Below are 15289 nucleotides of genomic sequence, written 5' to 3'. Positions count from 1 at the left end.
AGCCAATTAAAAATCTTGCCTTAAAAGCTTTAAGGCTTTTCCACCGATGAGAAGGAAGTAAAGCACTGCTGCATAAATCATAATTCCCATTATGCAGTTAAAAGGCTCTGCAGTTGAAACAATGCCATGGATCTCGTTATACAGAGCTTCCTGGTTTTGTGACCATGAAGCAATTAATAAAGTAATGACCACTAAACTTAAGGCTAAAAACGCTTTTTTATGAAAGGTGATAGAAGCTAAACAGATTTTCATTGCATGTAAAAATGTCAATTTACCTTGATCTGCCATCTCAGCGCTTCTTTTAAAAGGCATCAAAAAATAAAGAAATAACACACTCCATACAAAAGCCATCATAAGTAAGCTTGTATAATCCATCGAATGCTAAATCCCCTGTCAAAAAAATTTGAGTATCCAATTTTTTATACCATTATATCCCTCTTTTTAAGAAGAGGTTGATTTTTATTAATTAGTTAAAATTAAATGAACCTTCCTCACTTCTCAACGGTATAGTAGGTAACTGAAAGAAATGAGGGGGCGGAATAATGGGAATGGGATGGATCGTTTCATTTATTACCACAGGGGTTATGATTGTGGTTATTTTAGCCATTGCGATTTCAATGGACCGAAAGCATATTGTAAGGGAAAAAGGGAAGATCAATTATAAGAAAACAACTGTGTATCTGCGATGGAATGTTTTCGATACACTGACGATTTGTTTAGCGGCGTATACAGTTATTTGCGTTCAAGTATTAAATATTTTGATTTCTAGCGGTGAAACGGTAGAGAATGTTTACGTCCAGTTTTTTACAAGTCAAACGCAAGCATGGACAGTCGTCACAGTCATCTATTTTATCAGCAGGGTGTGCACGATTACAAGGCTTCCGGATATGGAACGAGCTGTCATTCTGTTATTCTATTATCATGACATGACGCACAAGCAAATGGCTGAGGTTCTCGATATTCCGATTGGAACGGTAAAATCACGTTTGCACAGGGCTATTCAAAAATTAAAAGAAGAATGGGAGGGAGACTGGAATGGATCATGATCCGCTAAAAAAAGAAGATCATTTGCGAGCTAAATTAGCTGAATATCACGTTGACGTCCCTGACTTTGACAGGAAGCCGGACAGATGGTCACGCTTCATTCGCTTTTTGGCTTCCCCGGCAAAGGATCCGTTTGATTCTCTTGTATCCACTTCATCTGGAATGATAACCTTAAAAGTTGCACCGGTTATTGGAGCGGCGGGGCTGGTGGTTTTACAGGTAGTATTTTTTATCTGAGATTGATTCTATAGACAGTAATAGAGAAAGGAATGAGTAGATGGGAAAATGCTCGATTGACCATACGAAGGAAGACACTAAATCAAAGCTTGAAAGCCAGCACAGATTTCTATCTGAAGAGCTGTACCAAAGCACTCTGGTTTTTTTAAAACAAGATGTGTCACAGGAAGACCTAAATGAGCTCTTTCATTTATTGAAAAAGTATGACCTTGCTTCAGAAGAAGAGCAGGAGCAGCGAGCTGTTAAGCTGAAAATGCTTGTTGGATAAAGCGAGCACTCTGAATAGTTCTTTTATTAAAGCGACCTGGATTTGGAATCCAACAGCTATTATACAAAAAGAGCACGAGCTGCTTTCTTTTATTAATAAAAAGCAACTGGTGAATATCTGGCTTCAAATTGACCAGACACTGCCTCATGAACTCTACCAGCAATTTATAAAGAAAGCCGGACAAATAGGCACGGCTGTTTATGCTCTCGATGGCGCGGAGGACTGGATTGAGTCAAAGGAGCTTCTCCAGCAAAACCGATTAATGGCCTGGCTGCGTGATTACCAGGTAAAATCTGATAAACCTGAATGGTTTGCAGGCGTTCATTTAGATGTAGAGCCTTATTTAACGGAGGGCTGGACAGAGGACCACTCAAAAGCCATTCATTCCTACCAGACGCTGCTGACAAAAGCAAAAAAGGACACAGAGTCCATGAATCTTGTGCTGGAAGCCGATATCCCGTTTTGGTTTGACGAGATCTTCTATGAGAATCATTTTGGCAGGGGAAATCTTGCCGAGTGGGTAATCGCCAATACTGATCGTGTAACAATTATGGCATACCGTAATCAGGCATCCGCAATCATTGAGATTGTAAAAAATAAAATTACATTTGCGGGCAACTGGCAAAAGCAGTTGATTATTGGTGTTGAAACTGATTACACAAATGAAGGAGATCATGTTTCTTTTATAAATAAAAGAGAAACTGATATGAATCATGAGCTTTCGCTCGTGGCGAACTACTTTTGCCGCCAACCGGGATTTGGCGGACTGGCTATTCATCACTTAGATAGCTGGAAATCAATAGGATATTAACAAGCACAATCCTCTCATTTTGGGAGATTGTGCTATTTTTGTTTTCGTATTCTCCCGGCGAACATGATAAAATAGATAGATTAAGTGCCCCCTTAAAGACATATATTCTTTAAAAGGTGTGATAAAAGTGCTAGAAAAATATAAACAATTAATGTATGAACGAATTGAAAAAACGATCTCAGGATGGTCAGACAGAAAAGCCGTGCAGGAAAATGAACTTTTTCAATTTTTTGAAAGCGTAAAGGAAACAGCCGGTACAATTGGAATGGAGGAGCTTTCCAAAGAAGCTGAAAAAAATCTTGCGTATTTGGATGAAGAATCAGATCAGCTCTGGAAAGAGGATAAATGGACACAGCTGACTGAAAGGATTCAAAATGAATCTGCTGGGGGAGACCTTCCCTCTATTCATTTAGAGACAGCTGCCGCAATCGATAGCGTTCCAAGCCAGGATGTACCTACGATTCTGATTATCGATGATGATCTTGAATTTGTTTCCTCGGTTAAAGCTGTGCTGAAGGGGAATTACTTTCAGGTTGTCACTGCAGTGACAGGAGAAAAAGGGCTGGAGCTTTTTTATGAAATAAACCCCGGTGTCATTGTTGTAAGCAACACGCTTCCTGATGGAGGCGGCTTGCCTCTGCTTAACCAGATCATCAGTAAAGCACAAAAGGACTTAATCCCAATTGTCATGGTAAGCAGTGAAGGATCAACTGAACACAGGATTGAAGCCTATGAGCTTGGTGCGCTGGATTTTATCGGCAAGCCAATCAATCCTTCTGTTTTTGTTCCCTTTCTCAGGAACCGGCTGATGCAGCGGGAGAACATTCTTCGGCATATTCAAAAAGACTATTTAACGGGCGCTTATAAAAAAGATGCTCTTGAGCCTGAAATGCTTGATCAGCTGGAAAAAATTAAATTAGGTGAATCGGCAAGATTTTCATTTGCATTAGCCGATCTTGATTTCTTTTATTCCGTTAACCAAAAACGGGGTCATGCCCACGGAGATGAAGTTTTAAGAGAACTTGTCCGTCTATTTTTACAAATGAAAAAGCCTGAAGATAAGATATTCCGCAGTGATGGTGGAGAATTTGCTGTAGTCCTGCCAGGCAAGAGCGCTAAGGAGGCTTTAGCCTTTTTAGATCAATGGCGTGAGGCCTTCACCCAAAAATGCGGGGTAACCTTCTCTGCAGGCCTTTTATCCATTGCCGGTAAAACAAGCCTTTTAGAGGGTCAAATTACCGTTCAGGCGAAAAAAGCACTTTTTCATGCAAAAGAAACGGGACGAAGTAAAACCGTTTTATATGAGGAAGAAGAATCTGAGTCTTATATGCAGGGGCAATTGAATCTCATTGTTGTAGATGACGATCAGATTGTAAGGGAACTTCTGAAGCATCACTTTACGAAAAGAAGAGAAGTAAATGTACAGTCTATGACTATTAAAACATTTGAGGATGGAATCTCATTTCTTGAAAGTGATTGGTACAGAAAGGACCAGCAGTACATGATATTAATTGACCGGGTTATGCCTAAAATGAATGGACTGGAGGTAATAAAAGAGGTGAGGGAGCGGTATGGCGGTAAAAATATTCTTATCTGTCTGCTTGTCCCAAGGCAGGGAGAATCGGAAATCACACAGGCATTAGCAGTAGGAGTGGATGATTTTATGATGAAACCATTTAATGTTCAGGAAGTGGCCTCAAAAATTGATCGTATGACAGAAAGAACGTTTTCCTGATGGTCGGGACTGTTCTATGGGTGGCTGCTGCTTTATTTTCCATCCAGCTTATGTTGTTAGTTTATTTACTCATTACCAAAAAGAGACAGCTGAACTTTGAAGGTAGAACAAATAAAGCATATCACAGCATTATCGCTGATTATCTTGCCTTTCTTACCGGAGAGGCGGAGAAAGAGCCTGAACTGCCTAAGTCTCAAAGGGTAAAGCAGGAGGTTCTTGAACGACTATTAAGCCGATTTTCCGAGAATACGATAACTGTATTGGAAAAAAATCGAATTCAGCTTGTTGCAGAAACTCATTTGGCTAATATTTACCGAATGAGGCTGGAAAAGGGGGCATGGTCTGAGCGGGTGAACGCTCTTTATTTTATTGAGGATTTCAGAATGCTTTCCTTAAAGGAGACTGTGTGGAGTCACCTGAGTAAACAGGAAGCAGCGGATGAAGAGTATAGACAAACATTGCGGGTCCTGGCCTCTTTCCATGACGAGCGGCTAATGGAGTATCTGGTAAAGCAGGAAGCCCTGTCCATCGGAGTTTTTAAGGAATTATTCCGCCTTCTGCCCTTTGAAGCTTTTAATGATCTTGTGGTGGAGCTTGAAAAAGAAAATACGATACCGATAGCCCTGCAGGAAGCCTTTATTGCCTACTGCGGTGAATCAGGAAACTATGGCTATCTCCCTTTTATCGAACGTAAATTAAAGGACTCTAACAAGGAATTCCGTCTTAAGGCGCTTCGCAGTTTATGTCTCTTTCAATATTGCTCCGACCAGGAATACATTAAAATTCTTTTTACCTCAGAACACTGGGAGGAAAGAATGTATGCTGCCAGGCTCGCTGGTATTATGAGGCTGTCAGAATATAGGGATGATCTATTGAAGCTTGCAAGTGATACTGTCTGGTGGGTTCGTTTTGCAGCCTGCGAGGCGATTAAAAAACTTCCAGATGGAGAAATTTTTCTTGAGTTTGCAGCAGCAACACATGAGGATCCTTACGCAAGAGATATGGCTAAACAGATGAAAACAATGAAGGCGGGGGTCTCCTAATGAACGAGGTATGGATTGAATGGATTGTTCAAGGGATGGCTGTTTTGGTCATTGCCTACATGACGGTAGTCGCCCTCATTTATATCATTCTTTTTACCATCGCAGGTCCCCAGATCAGAAAGGAACGACAGCTGAATCAGAAGGAGCATGTGGAGGGGCTTTCGCTAAATAAGGATACCTTTCCTGTTTCTGTTCTCGTCCCAGCATACAATGAAGAGGTTGGTGTAGTCAGCACAGTCCGATCAATGCTGAGCTTAAATTATCCTCAGTTTGAGGTAGTGGTTATTGATGATGGCTCAAAGGATGCGACAAGCAAAAAGGTTATTGACCAATTTGAAATGGTGGAAATTGAACTGGCTATACGAAAATACTTTCCCACTAAACAGGTTAATAAAGCATTTCAATCAAAACTGTATCCTCATCTATTTCTCCTGGTAAAAGAAAATGGAGGAAAGGCGGATGCACTAAACGCAGGGATTAACTTTTCCCGCTACCCTTATTTTTCGGCGATTGACGGCGACTCCATTTTAGACCGGGACGCGCTGTTAAAAACGATGAAGCCGATCATTGATTCAAATGGCCAGGTTACAGCTACAGGGGGAACAGTCAGGATCGCTAACGGTTCAACCATAACACGAAGTGAGGTTGAGAAAGTGGCGCTGTCAAGGCAGCCAATCGTCGTTATGCAGATCATTGAATATTTCAGAGCATTTTTAATTGGAAGGCTTGGCTTGAGCCGAATGAACATCCTGCTGATTATCTCAGGAGCATTTGGCGTCTTTGAAAAAAACCGTGTCATTAAAGCAGGAGGCTACAATACCAATACTGTGGGAGAGGACATGGAGCTGATTGTCAGGATGCACCGTTCCATCAAGGAAGAAAAATCCAACCAGCGGATTGAATACATTCAGGATCCAGTCTGCTGGACAGAAGCACCTTCCACTCTGGCGTCTCTTCGCTCTCAAAGAAAGCGATGGCAAAGAGGCTTGGCTGAAACCCTCTGGACTCACAAAAAAATGCTTTTTAACCCTAAATATAGAGGGATCGGGATGTTTTCCATGCCCTACTATTTATTTGTAGAGCTTTTAAGCGCGATGTTTGAAATGATTGGCTACATCGTCATTATCCTTGGTCTGGTATTCTCATTTGTTTCCATCGAAATTGCTGCCGTTATGTTTTTGGTAACTGTCATGTATGGTTCACTGCTATCTTCACTGGCTGTATTGCTTGAAGAGTGGACCTATCATAAATACCCTGATGTCTACAGTCTTGTCGTTCTTTTCTTCTGGGCGTTAACAGAAGCCTTCTGGTATCGGCCGATGCTCGTATGGTGGCGTTGTGAAGGGCTGGTTCTTGCCTTCACGAAGAAATCAGACTGGGGAAATATGAATCGAAAAGGCATTTCAACATAAAAAAGAAGCCATTTAGGCTTCTTTTTTATTTAATGGGGGTGGGACAAATGTGTCTCACCCTCTTAAACCCGGTTCACTGCACGTTTATTCAAGAGACGAGAAGAACTCCTGAATAATCTTATAAGAGGGCTTTAAACGCTCTTGAGATCGTGGAAGATCCCAATCCTCCCAAGTGTATCGTTGAAGCGAAGCTGTATCGAATGCATCTGTGACCCTGCCATTTTGTTCAATTGCTGCTGCCACGTCAATTCCTTCAATTGTCAGCGATGCATCAATTCCGTCCTTCCATAAATCTCCGAAGAACTCTTTCTTGCTTGGATCCTTCGCATTTAACAGCATCCATGGAATGCGAATCTCTACAATTCCATTCACTTCAGTAAAATAATAATCCGAAAGCGAATCATAGTCGGGGTGGGCCGGGTCGCCGATCCCAAATCGAAGAATACCGGTTTCATAGGCATCAAACGGATACACTTCCCCTGTATCAGGACGTATTAGCTCTTTTGATAGGGCGAGACGGATCGGATGGAACTCTTTATCTTTATTCTCCAGCTCATCAGGTGTTGCCTCGATCATTTCTAGTCGGTGAGCATAATCATAGAAGAAAGAATCATAATCTCCTGCTATTTCAAGCTTTGCAGAGGATTGGTCTTCAATTGTTAAACGGAAGTCTGAAGGCATTGGCTCTGCTGAAACATCGTTTATCATTACGCCAGCATCTTCCCGAACGCTAAAATAAAGGTTCAGGTCATTAACCTTCCAGAAATCCTCGGATGTGTCCTCCATTTGAGCTTTGATGTATAAATAGCGCTCATCATGATCCACTGAGAGCTCCTGCAGCTCTCCATTATCTTTTTCATAAAGGACGGTTCCTTCCTCCCAGTCATCTTCTCCGTTCAGTTTAACCTTGAGCCGGTCAAAGCTGAGCAAGCCGAATTGCTGCTCATTCGTCTGGGCGTTTGACCAGAAAGGGCGGCGGTCAGGATTGTCGTAATCCATTGTGTTCCATGTTCGTTTAAACCATTCATCCTGCCAGGTGAAAATCAGTCCCCCAAGCATCTCTTCGTGCAGAATGTCCTCGTATAGATGGGTCAGAATTTCTCCCTGTTCGGACTCTTCAATAAAGCCCTGATTCCAGCCGAATGGGTTTTTATGTGTCATTCCTCTGGAAGCAGGAATGCCAAATTCAGCGATTAGAATTGGCATCTCATGAGATTCATTTAAATCATGCAAATAGCCGGCGTAATTGTTTTTCTCCCCGCGGTGGTCGATAAATTCTGTGTATTTTTCTTCAATCGTTAAAAAGTCAGGATAGTACGGATACACATGGTAGGAGGCAAACATCCCTACATGCTCTGCGTCGTCCTTTGTGTGAATATGATTTGGATCGACCGTCGCAAGATCCTCCTGATCACTTGGTTCAGCAGGTTGATCAATATTATCTGTCGTTACCCAATTCGTGAAGCTTAACGGTCTCATGCTGCTATATTCATCGACCTCGTAGCTTGTGATAAAGTCGAGCTGCTGAGCCATCCAGGCTTCCATGGCATTGGCATTCTCTGTGTAAACGTAGCTGCCGTTGTATTGCTTTGGATCAGGGTAATCCTGGACCATCTGATCGACCATAAAAGGATACCATTCAATGCCAAGGACCCATCCAATTACATAAGGAGAAATATTCTTATGGTAGGCGCCTGAAGCATGTCCCTGCTGAGGGGCAATAACCGCATTTCCGTGAATAACATCGACAATTTTCTTCATTTCTTCCTGAAAGACAGAGGTGATTTCTTCATCCGATGCGTCAAGAGTTTCTTCCAGTGGCTCCTCATCAATCCAAACGCCGTGAAGCAAATAAAGCGGCTCATCGGCAGCTTGATTATATTCATACAGCGCCTCATAAAACCCCGGTGGATGGAGCGTGTAAACACGTAAAACATTGGCGTTCATCTCACCAATCTGCTTAAACCATCTTGTGTATTCATCTTTTGAGATAGCTGCTTCACCAGGAAAAGCACCTGGCCTTCCCATACCAAGGTTCACTCCTTTTAGGGTGATAGGCACCCATTCCCCGTCCTGGTACACCTCATAAGCCTGCTCATTAATTCGTGCAGGGTAGGAAATGCTGTCCTCAACAGCCTGAGAAACGACTGGCTTGTTATTGGCTATCGTCTCCTCCTTTTCTTTAGCGAGACTAAAAACTTTATCCATAATCGGCGTGTAGGTTTTCCAGAAAAAACTTCTTTCCGGTGAAATGGACTCAAGTGAAATAAAAGAGAAAATCTTTGCTAGTCCAGTATATTGATAAAAGCCCGGCACCTTTGCTGTATCAGCGAAATCCCCTGCAAAGTAAAAAACGTTTGACTGGTTGACTGTGTGATGGACGATTGCAGGAAAAGTTGAGGGGAGGTCTTTTTCATTTAACTTACTTTCTCCCTGCTTTGTCAGCTTCAGTTCATAATTTCCAAGGATCTGCTCTTCTGATTGCGTCTGAATGATATCAAACCAGTAAGGGTAAGCAGAGCTTTGTTCAAATCCAAACAGCTCCTGACCTTCCTCAGTCAGCATAAAACGGAGTGCTGTATCTGTCAGGTCTTCTTTTGACAGAACAACGATTTCATCGGTCAGCTCATTAAGCAAAACAAAACCGGCACCAGTAAAAGCCCAGTCTTCATCTTTCTCGTAACGTTTTATTACCCAGTCAGGCACCTCCCCGTTTTCCTTATCCAGAGAAGGGAATTGACGCCCAATCCACCCTTGCCATTCAACGTTTAAAAATTCCATTACATCCCTTCTGACAGCTTCTTCAGTCGGGGAAGCGAAGGAATTAAATTCAACAACAAGATCCGTGAAGCTTGTGACGACCTTTTCTTTGACAGCCGTCCATTCCTGCTGATCCATCCCCCCGTAAAGACGTGTTGGTGGACCTTCAGATGAGTCTGCTTCTGTCCATGCAAGCTCATCCTCGTTTACTCCATAGGTATCAGCAATATAAATCAGGTTTGGGTCGTTAAGGTTTTCGGGGAGTGAACGAATAGTATACTCCTCCTTCGTTTCATCGGAAACAAATCCATAGTAATCTACTTTCGGATCGTAGCTTTCGCCTTCGTTGTTTTCAAAGCGGAAGTAGTTTAGCAGCCACGTGAGGCTGTGGTGTTCTCTATAGGTTTCATCCGGGACTGTGTAATCAATTATGGTGACTTGGAGAGTTTCTTTTTGCTGAATATTCCACAAGATAAAAGGGGTGATAAGTAGTAATAAAGGTATAGAAAAATATACGATTGTTTTTTTCACCGGTGTGCACTCCATCCGAAATTAAAATTCTTATTGTTTTAATTATAGGTTCAACAGGTTGGTATGAAAAGGATTATTTAGATGTAACCTGTATCCTTTGTGTGAAATTGTACGTTGTTTTTGTGTTGAAAATAGTAGGATAAAAGGAGTGGTAGTATTTTCAGGTTACGATTATATCTTTCCATGTACTGTAACCAGCTCTTGAGATGATTCTACTCGAAATAAAGTGATTAATTTTTCAGATAATAGTTGATTGTTCTCATGGAAAGTTTATACTTAAAGTGTACATACCGACCGGTTAGTTAGTAAGGAGGATGGTGAGGATGGATTTTTCTTATTCGTCTAAAGTGAAGGAGCTGGAAGAGAGGCTGCAGGGGTTTATGGATGCCTATGTTTATCCAAATGAAAAAGTATATGAGCAGCAGCTTGGGGATTCAGCTGACAGATGGACTGCGGTTCCGCCTATTATGGAAGAGCTCAAACAGAAGGCGCAGTCCGAGGGGCTATGGAACCTGTTTTTGCCTGACAGCGAATTTGGAGCGGGGCTTTCAAACAGCGAATATGCTCCGCTTTGTGAACTCATGGGGCGTTCCTTAATGGCACCGGAGGTTTTTAACTGTAATGCGCCTGATACAGGGAACATGGAGGTACTGGTCAGGTACGGCTCAGAACAACAGAAAGAGAAATGGTTAAACCCGCTTCTTGAGGGACGGATCCGCTCGTGCTTTTCCATGACAGAGCCGGATGTTGCTTCAAGTGATGCGACAAACGTTGAAGCCAGGATTGAAAAAGACGGAAATGAGTACGTGATAAACGGACGCAAGTGGTGGTCATCAGGAGCAGGAGACCCCAGGTGCAAGGTAGCGATTGTGATGGGCAAAACAGATCCGGACGCTGATCGCTATGAGCAGCAATCGATGATCTTAGTACCACTTGACTCTCCCGGTGTGAAAATAGAGCGAATGCTGCCGGTATTCGGCTATGATCATGCTCCTCACGGCCACGGGGAAATTACCTTTGAAAATGTAAGAGTTCCAAAGGATCATATTTTACTAGGAGAAGGAAAAGGGTTTGCGATTGCTCAGGGACGGCTTGGTCCAGGAAGAATTCATCACTGCATGCGATTAATCGGGGCTGCAGAGCGTGCGCTTGAAGAATTGTGTATACGCGTTCAAAAAAGAACGGCTTTTGGCAAGCCATTATCCAGTCAGGGAGTGATCCGTGAATGGATTGCCGATTCCAGGATTGAAATCGAGCAGGCAAGACTGCTCACACTAAAAGCCGCCTATATGATGGATACAGTCGGAAACAAGGTGGCTAAAGCGGAAATAGCTATGATTAAAGTAGTTGCTCCTTCAATGGCGCTTAAGGTTATTGACCGTGCGATACAGGCTCTTGGTGCAGCGGGTGTTTCAGAAGACTTCCCGTTAGCGGCACAATGGGCGAATGCTAGAACGCTTCGCCTGGCTGACGGTCCGGATGAAGTACACCGTGCGCAGATTGGCAGGCTTGAGCTAAAAAAGTACCAATGATGTCCATTTTAAAAAAGAAAGCGGGGAATGAAAATGAATGTGCTGGAATTGTTTGATTTAACCGGAAAGACCGCTTTGATTACAGGAGGAGGACGGGGGCTTGGAGAGCAGATTGCAGAAGGCTTTGCAGAAGCCGGAGCTGCTATTGCCGTTTGTTCAAGAAAGCTTGAGGCCTGTCAGGGAGTAGCGGACCGATTATCGAAGCTCGGTGTAAAAACGCTGGCACTTCAATGTGATATTTCCAATCCGGAAGACGTGGAGCGGGCGGTGGAAGAAACCTGCCAAACGTTTGGTTCAATCGATATTCTGGTAAACAACAGCGGCGCTACCTGGGGGGCACCTGCTGAGGAAATGCCCCTTGAAGCCTGGCAAAAAGTCATTAACGTAAATGTGACCGGAACCTTTTTAATGAGTCAGGCAGTGGGAAGGAAAATGATTGCACAAAAGTCAGGGAAAATCATCAATATCGCATCAGTCGCAGGCCTTGGGGGAACGGATCCAAGAGTGATGGATACGATCGGCTACAATACAAGCAAAGGCGCGGTTATTACCTTAACAAAGGACCTTGCGGTGAAGTGGGGCCGTCATAATATTAATGTAAATGCGATCGCACCGGGATTTTTCCCTACCAAAATGTCAAAGGCAATCATTGAACAGGGAAGAGACCCGATTTTAGAGGTTACTCCGCTTAAAAGGTTTGGCACAGATGACGATTTAAAGGGAGCTGCCCTGTTTTTAGCCTCAAAGGCATCAGCTTATGTAACGGGAGACGTGCTCATTGTTGATGGCGGCACGCATGCAATGTAAGAAATGAGAAAAGAGAAAGTATGATATAATTCTAGCAATTATTTCATCTAAAGAGGCGTGAATGAAAAGTGAAGGAAAAAATGACAGAGCAAAGTATTAAGCTGTTTGAGAAAAAAGGATTCAGCGAGACGTCAATACAGGATATCGTTGAAGCGAACGGTGTAACTAAGGGCACATTTTATTACTATTTTTCAAGCAAGGAAGAGCTTCTAATGGATATCCATTTGCGGTATATCGATGACTTGCTCCTTAACCAGGAAAAGATCGTGAACGATGATTCTAAAAGCTGTAAAACTAAGCTGTATGACATTATTTACATGCTGATCAGCAATATCAAAACGCAGGGTGCAAGTGCAAAGGTGTTTTTCAGGGAAATGAGAAATCTGAATGAAGAGCATTTATCTGAAATTATACCTAAGCGGGATCAATTCAGATTAACCATTGAGGGGCTGCTTCTTGAAGGGATTGAAAAAGAGGAGTTTCGAAAGGATTTGAATGCACCAATCGCGACGTTTGGCGTGCTGGGGATGGCGAATTGGAGCTATCAGTGGTATAACCCTGAAGGTGCTGCGTCCGAAGAGGAGGTCGCCCGGACCTTCACTGACATGATCCTGAAGGGGATAGACCAGTAAAGCAGCTCTCGCCTCCCCTGAAGCGGATATTACTTCATTCATTTATTACGGGCCATTTAATGGCTTTTTCAAAACATACCAACCGGTTAGTATAAGGAGGGGTAAAGATGATGCAGGGTGAGGTAAATCGGGTAACGGTCATCGGTTCAGGAAGCATGGGGCATCAGATTGGAATGCTGTGTGCGCTTGGAGGCTATCAAACAATTATTCAGGATATTGAGGAAAAAGCGTTAAAGGAAGCGGAATCAAAGCTTCATGGGATTATGAACAGATGGGTTTCAAAAGGCAGGTTATCAGAAGACGAAAAAATGAAAGCGTTTACTCATTTAAGCTTTTCTTCAAAACTTGAAGAGGCAGTCAAAGACACTGATCTTGTTATTGAAGCGGTAACGGAAAAGCTTGAGGTGAAAAAGGATGTGTTTCAAAAGCTCGAACAATTTGCACCTCCTCATACGGTATTCGCCACCAATAGCTCAACCATCGTAAACAGCTTACTTGCAGATGCCACAGACCGTCCTGAGAAAGTAGTCAATATGCACTTTTTCTTTCCTCCGCTGGTGATGGATTGTGTAGAAGTCGTCATGAGTGAGCAAACCTCTGAAGAAACAGCGGCTCTTGCAATGGATGTATGTAAAAGAATTAACCGTACAGCCGTGCTGCTTCAAAAAGAGATTTCAGGATTTGTAGCTAACCGAATTCTCGGGGCTCTTCAAAAAGAAGCAGTTTCTTTGTATGAACAAGGAATTGCAGACTATAAGGATATTGACCTGATCTGCCGTAAAGCCCTGAACCATCCGATCGGGCCATTTGAGCTAATGGATCTATCAGGGCTTGATGTGGCGGCTTTTGTCATGGAGCAGCGCTACCAGGAAACAAAGGATCCCGAGGATAAGCCTTTTCCCTGCGTTATTGAAAAGGTTGAAAAAGGGGAGCTTGGGAGAAAAACCGGCAAGGGCTGGTATGACTATCCTTCTTAAAACAGGCAAAGGAGTGAAGAAATGCTTGAAAGCAGCGTGAGAGTACGTTTTTGTGAAACGGATGCATTGGGTCATGTAAATAATACGAGTTATTTTATTTACCTTGAAGAGGCGCGGATTCAATTTTTTGAGTCTCTTGGCTATCAGATGGATGTAGATAACTGGAAATTCATTATTGCCTCAACAAAATGCGATTTTAAAAGTCAGGGCTATTTCAATCAGGACTTATCTATAACAAGCTCCATTTCCCATGTAGGGGGGAAAAGTTTTCAACTGGAGCATCAGATTAGATGTTCACAAACGGGCATGGTTATTGCAGAAGGAAATGCAGTAATCGTTTACTACGATTTTGAAAATCAAAAAAGCGCACCGATCCCGGAGGAGCTGAGAGCAGGGCTGATGGAGCATCTAACTAAAGGCGAGCAGGGAGGGACACGATGACAGGTAAAGATACCATGCCTGTAAAGTCAGGCGAGGGATTAAATGAGGGTGTTTTAGAAGCCTTTATTCGTCAGCATATAGAGGGGATACCTGAGGGCAGGCTTGAAATCGAACAGTTTTGGGCAGGCCACTCCAACCTCACCTATCAGCTGAAAATTGACGATTGGGAGGCTGTTTTAAGACGACCTCCTTTAGGACCGGTCGCACCGAAGGCTCATGACATGAAAAGAGAGCACCGAATTCTTTCGGAGATTAGTCCTTTATTTTCACAGGCTCCAAAGCCCCTTCTTTTTTCAGAGGATGAATCAATTGTCGGCAGTCCGTTTTTTCTCATGGAAAGAAAGCATGGAATTGTACTTGATACTTCTTTTCCTGAAGGGATTGAGGCAACAGAAGAGCTTTGCAGCAAGCTCTCTCATCTAATGGTAGACCGTTTAGTCGAGCTGCATTCCATTGACTATAAAAAAACAGGACTTACAGAGATCAGCAGCCCGGCCGGCTTTATGGAGCGGCAGGTTCACGGCTGGATTGGCAGGTATGAACGGGCGAAAACAGATGAAATAAAGGAAGCAGAGGCATTAAAAAAATGGCTGAGTACCAATCTGCCAAAAAGCCAGCCTCCTGTAATCATCCACTATGATTATAAGCTGAATAATGCCATGTTCAGCGAGGATCTAACCGCCATGGTTGGCTTATTTGACTGGGAAATGTCAACAGTCGGAGATCCGCTTGCTGATCTTGGGGCAGCCATGAGCTATTGGATGCAGGAGGATGATCCGGCTCTTTTGAAAAATGGTCTTGGCAAACCCTCCCTGACGATTCAAAAAGGGTTTCTAACAAGAAGAGCGTTTATTGAGTCGTATGCGAAAAAGAGCGGAAGGGACGTATCAGACATCGGCTTTTACTTAACCTTCGCGTACTTTAAGCTCGCTGTCATTTGCCAGCAAATTTATTACCGCTATAAAAAAGGACAGACAAACGACGCCCGATTTTCTCATTTTGATCAGTTTGTTAAAAGCTTAATTGTTCATGCTGCATCGATTTCAACGAAACACTAAT

Annotated in this window: 15 protein-coding genes; 13 read left to right on the top strand and 2 right to left on the bottom strand. The window is 43.0% G+C overall.

From position 1 onward, the window contains the following. Positions 1-6: 6 nt before the first annotated feature. A complete protein-coding gene (locus C4B60_RS16015; RefSeq protein WP_104059042.1) occupies positions 7-375 on the bottom strand; it encodes a hypothetical protein in 369 nt (122 codons plus the stop codon). A gap of 167 nt (positions 376-542) precedes the next feature. On the opposite strand from C4B60_RS16015, the gene C4B60_RS21955 reads away from it, so the two are divergent. The 7 genes from C4B60_RS21955 to C4B60_RS15975 all read left to right on the top strand — a co-directional run bounded on the left by C4B60_RS21955 (position 543) and on the right by C4B60_RS15975 (position 6550). Next, positions 543-1046, top strand: a complete 504-nt coding sequence (locus C4B60_RS21955) for an RNA polymerase sigma factor (protein WP_342365045.1) — start codon at positions 543-545, stop codon at positions 1044-1046. Continuing rightward, positions 1036-1281, top strand: a complete 246-nt coding sequence (locus C4B60_RS16000; RefSeq protein ID WP_104059041.1) for a hypothetical protein — start codon at positions 1036-1038, stop codon at positions 1279-1281. The genes C4B60_RS21955 and C4B60_RS16000 overlap by 11 nt, the downstream gene beginning before the upstream one ends. A gap of 40 nt (positions 1282-1321) precedes the next feature. Then, the gene (locus tag C4B60_RS15995; RefSeq protein WP_104059040.1) at positions 1322-1549 is read left to right on the top strand and encodes a group-specific protein; all 228 of its coding nucleotides are present in this window, start codon (positions 1322-1324) and stop codon (positions 1547-1549) included. Then, complete coding sequence (locus C4B60_RS15990) at positions 1542-2360, top strand: amidase (protein ID WP_104059039.1); 819 nt, start codon at positions 1542-1544, stop codon at positions 2358-2360. The genes C4B60_RS15995 and C4B60_RS15990 overlap by 8 nt, the downstream gene beginning before the upstream one ends. A 151-nt stretch (positions 2361-2511) precedes the next feature. Next, entirely contained in the window at positions 2512-4095 is a 1584-nt protein-coding gene (locus tag C4B60_RS15985; protein WP_209020102.1) for a response regulator, read from the top strand. Continuing rightward, positions 4095-5138, top strand: a complete 1044-nt coding sequence (locus C4B60_RS15980; protein ID WP_104059037.1) for a HEAT repeat domain-containing protein — start codon at positions 4095-4097, stop codon at positions 5136-5138. Before C4B60_RS15985 ends, C4B60_RS15980 begins: the two co-directional genes overlap by 1 nt. Beyond that, positions 5138-6550, top strand: a complete 1413-nt coding sequence (locus tag C4B60_RS15975) for a glycosyltransferase family 2 protein (protein ID WP_104059036.1) — start codon at positions 5138-5140, stop codon at positions 6548-6550. The genes C4B60_RS15980 and C4B60_RS15975 overlap by 1 nt, the downstream gene beginning before the upstream one ends. Positions 6551-6634: 84 nt before the next feature. On the opposite strand, the gene C4B60_RS15970 is transcribed toward C4B60_RS15975, so the two are convergent. Then, positions 6635-9841: a hypothetical protein gene (locus C4B60_RS15970; protein WP_245154016.1), complete on the bottom strand. Its 3207-nt coding sequence runs from the start codon at positions 9839-9841 to the stop codon at positions 6635-6637. A 323-nt stretch (positions 9842-10164) separates the two neighbouring features. Here C4B60_RS15970 and C4B60_RS15965 point away from each other — a divergent pair, with 323 nt between their 5' ends. The 6 genes from C4B60_RS15965 to C4B60_RS15940 all read left to right on the top strand — a co-directional run bounded on the left by C4B60_RS15965 (position 10165) and on the right by C4B60_RS15940 (position 15288). Continuing rightward, positions 10165-11373 carry an acyl-CoA dehydrogenase gene (locus C4B60_RS15965; protein WP_104059034.1) on the top strand — a complete coding sequence of 403 codons (1209 nt, stop codon included), beginning with the start codon at positions 10165-10167 and terminating at the stop codon, positions 11371-11373. 33 nt (positions 11374-11406) lie between these two features. Continuing rightward, positions 11407-12180 carry an SDR family oxidoreductase gene (locus tag C4B60_RS15960; protein ID WP_104059033.1) on the top strand — a complete coding sequence of 258 codons (774 nt, stop codon included), beginning with the start codon at positions 11407-11409 and terminating at the stop codon, positions 12178-12180. Positions 12181-12248: 68 nt separating this feature from the next. Beyond that, positions 12249-12812 carry a TetR/AcrR family transcriptional regulator gene (locus C4B60_RS15955; RefSeq protein ID WP_104059032.1) on the top strand — a complete coding sequence of 188 codons (564 nt, stop codon included), beginning with the start codon at positions 12249-12251 and terminating at the stop codon, positions 12810-12812. A 107-nt stretch (positions 12813-12919) separates the two neighbouring features. Beyond that, positions 12920-13789, top strand: coding sequence for a 3-hydroxyacyl-CoA dehydrogenase family protein (locus C4B60_RS15950; RefSeq protein WP_104059031.1), 870 nt, complete (start codon positions 12920-12922; stop codon positions 13787-13789). 21 nt (positions 13790-13810) lie between these two features. Next, entirely contained in the window at positions 13811-14230 is a 420-nt protein-coding gene (locus C4B60_RS15945; RefSeq protein ID WP_104059030.1) for an acyl-CoA thioesterase, read from the top strand. Beyond that, entirely contained in the window at positions 14227-15288 is a 1062-nt protein-coding gene (locus tag C4B60_RS15940; RefSeq protein ID WP_104059029.1) for a phosphotransferase family protein, read from the top strand. Before C4B60_RS15945 ends, C4B60_RS15940 begins: the two co-directional genes overlap by 4 nt. Position 15289 lies beyond the last annotated feature (1 nt).

Origin of the sequence: Jeotgalibacillus proteolyticus, from assembly GCF_002926065.1 — a bacterium.
GTDB lineage: Bacteria > Bacillota > Bacilli > Bacillales > Jeotgalibacillaceae > Jeotgalibacillus > Jeotgalibacillus proteolyticus.
Note: the sequence above shows the minus strand (reverse complement) of the source record. Positions and strands in the feature narration are given on the sequence as shown.

Bases quoted from the DNA above. Each gene is read 5' to 3' on its own strand.
- C4B60_RS21955 (WP_342365045.1), top strand. From the start codon at position 543: ATGGGAATGGGATGGATCGTTTCATTTATTACCACAGGGGTTATGATT.
- C4B60_RS15980 (WP_104059037.1), top strand. From the start codon at position 4,095: ATGGTCGGGACTGTTCTATGGGTGGCTGCTGCTTTATTTTCCATCCAG.
- C4B60_RS16015 (WP_104059042.1), bottom strand. From the start codon at position 375: ATGGATTATACAAGCTTACTTATGATGGCTTTTGTATGGAGTGTGTTA.
- C4B60_RS16000 (WP_104059041.1), top strand. From the start codon at position 1,036: ATGGATCATGATCCGCTAAAAAAAGAAGATCATTTGCGAGCTAAATTA.
- C4B60_RS15995 (WP_104059040.1), top strand. From the start codon at position 1,322: ATGGGAAAATGCTCGATTGACCATACGAAGGAAGACACTAAATCAAAG.
- C4B60_RS15940 (WP_104059029.1), top strand. From the start codon at position 14,227: ATGACAGGTAAAGATACCATGCCTGTAAAGTCAGGCGAGGGATTAAAT.
- C4B60_RS15985 (WP_209020102.1), top strand. From the start codon at position 2,512: ATGTATGAACGAATTGAAAAAACGATCTCAGGATGGTCAGACAGAAAA.
- C4B60_RS15965 (WP_104059034.1), top strand. From the start codon at position 10,165: ATGGATTTTTCTTATTCGTCTAAAGTGAAGGAGCTGGAAGAGAGGCTG.
- C4B60_RS15975 (WP_104059036.1), top strand. From the start codon at position 5,138: ATGAACGAGGTATGGATTGAATGGATTGTTCAAGGGATGGCTGTTTTG.
- C4B60_RS15945 (WP_104059030.1), top strand. From the start codon at position 13,811: ATGCTTGAAAGCAGCGTGAGAGTACGTTTTTGTGAAACGGATGCATTG.
- C4B60_RS15960 (WP_104059033.1), top strand. From the start codon at position 11,407: ATGAATGTGCTGGAATTGTTTGATTTAACCGGAAAGACCGCTTTGATT.
- C4B60_RS15950 (WP_104059031.1), top strand. From the start codon at position 12,920: ATGATGCAGGGTGAGGTAAATCGGGTAACGGTCATCGGTTCAGGAAGC.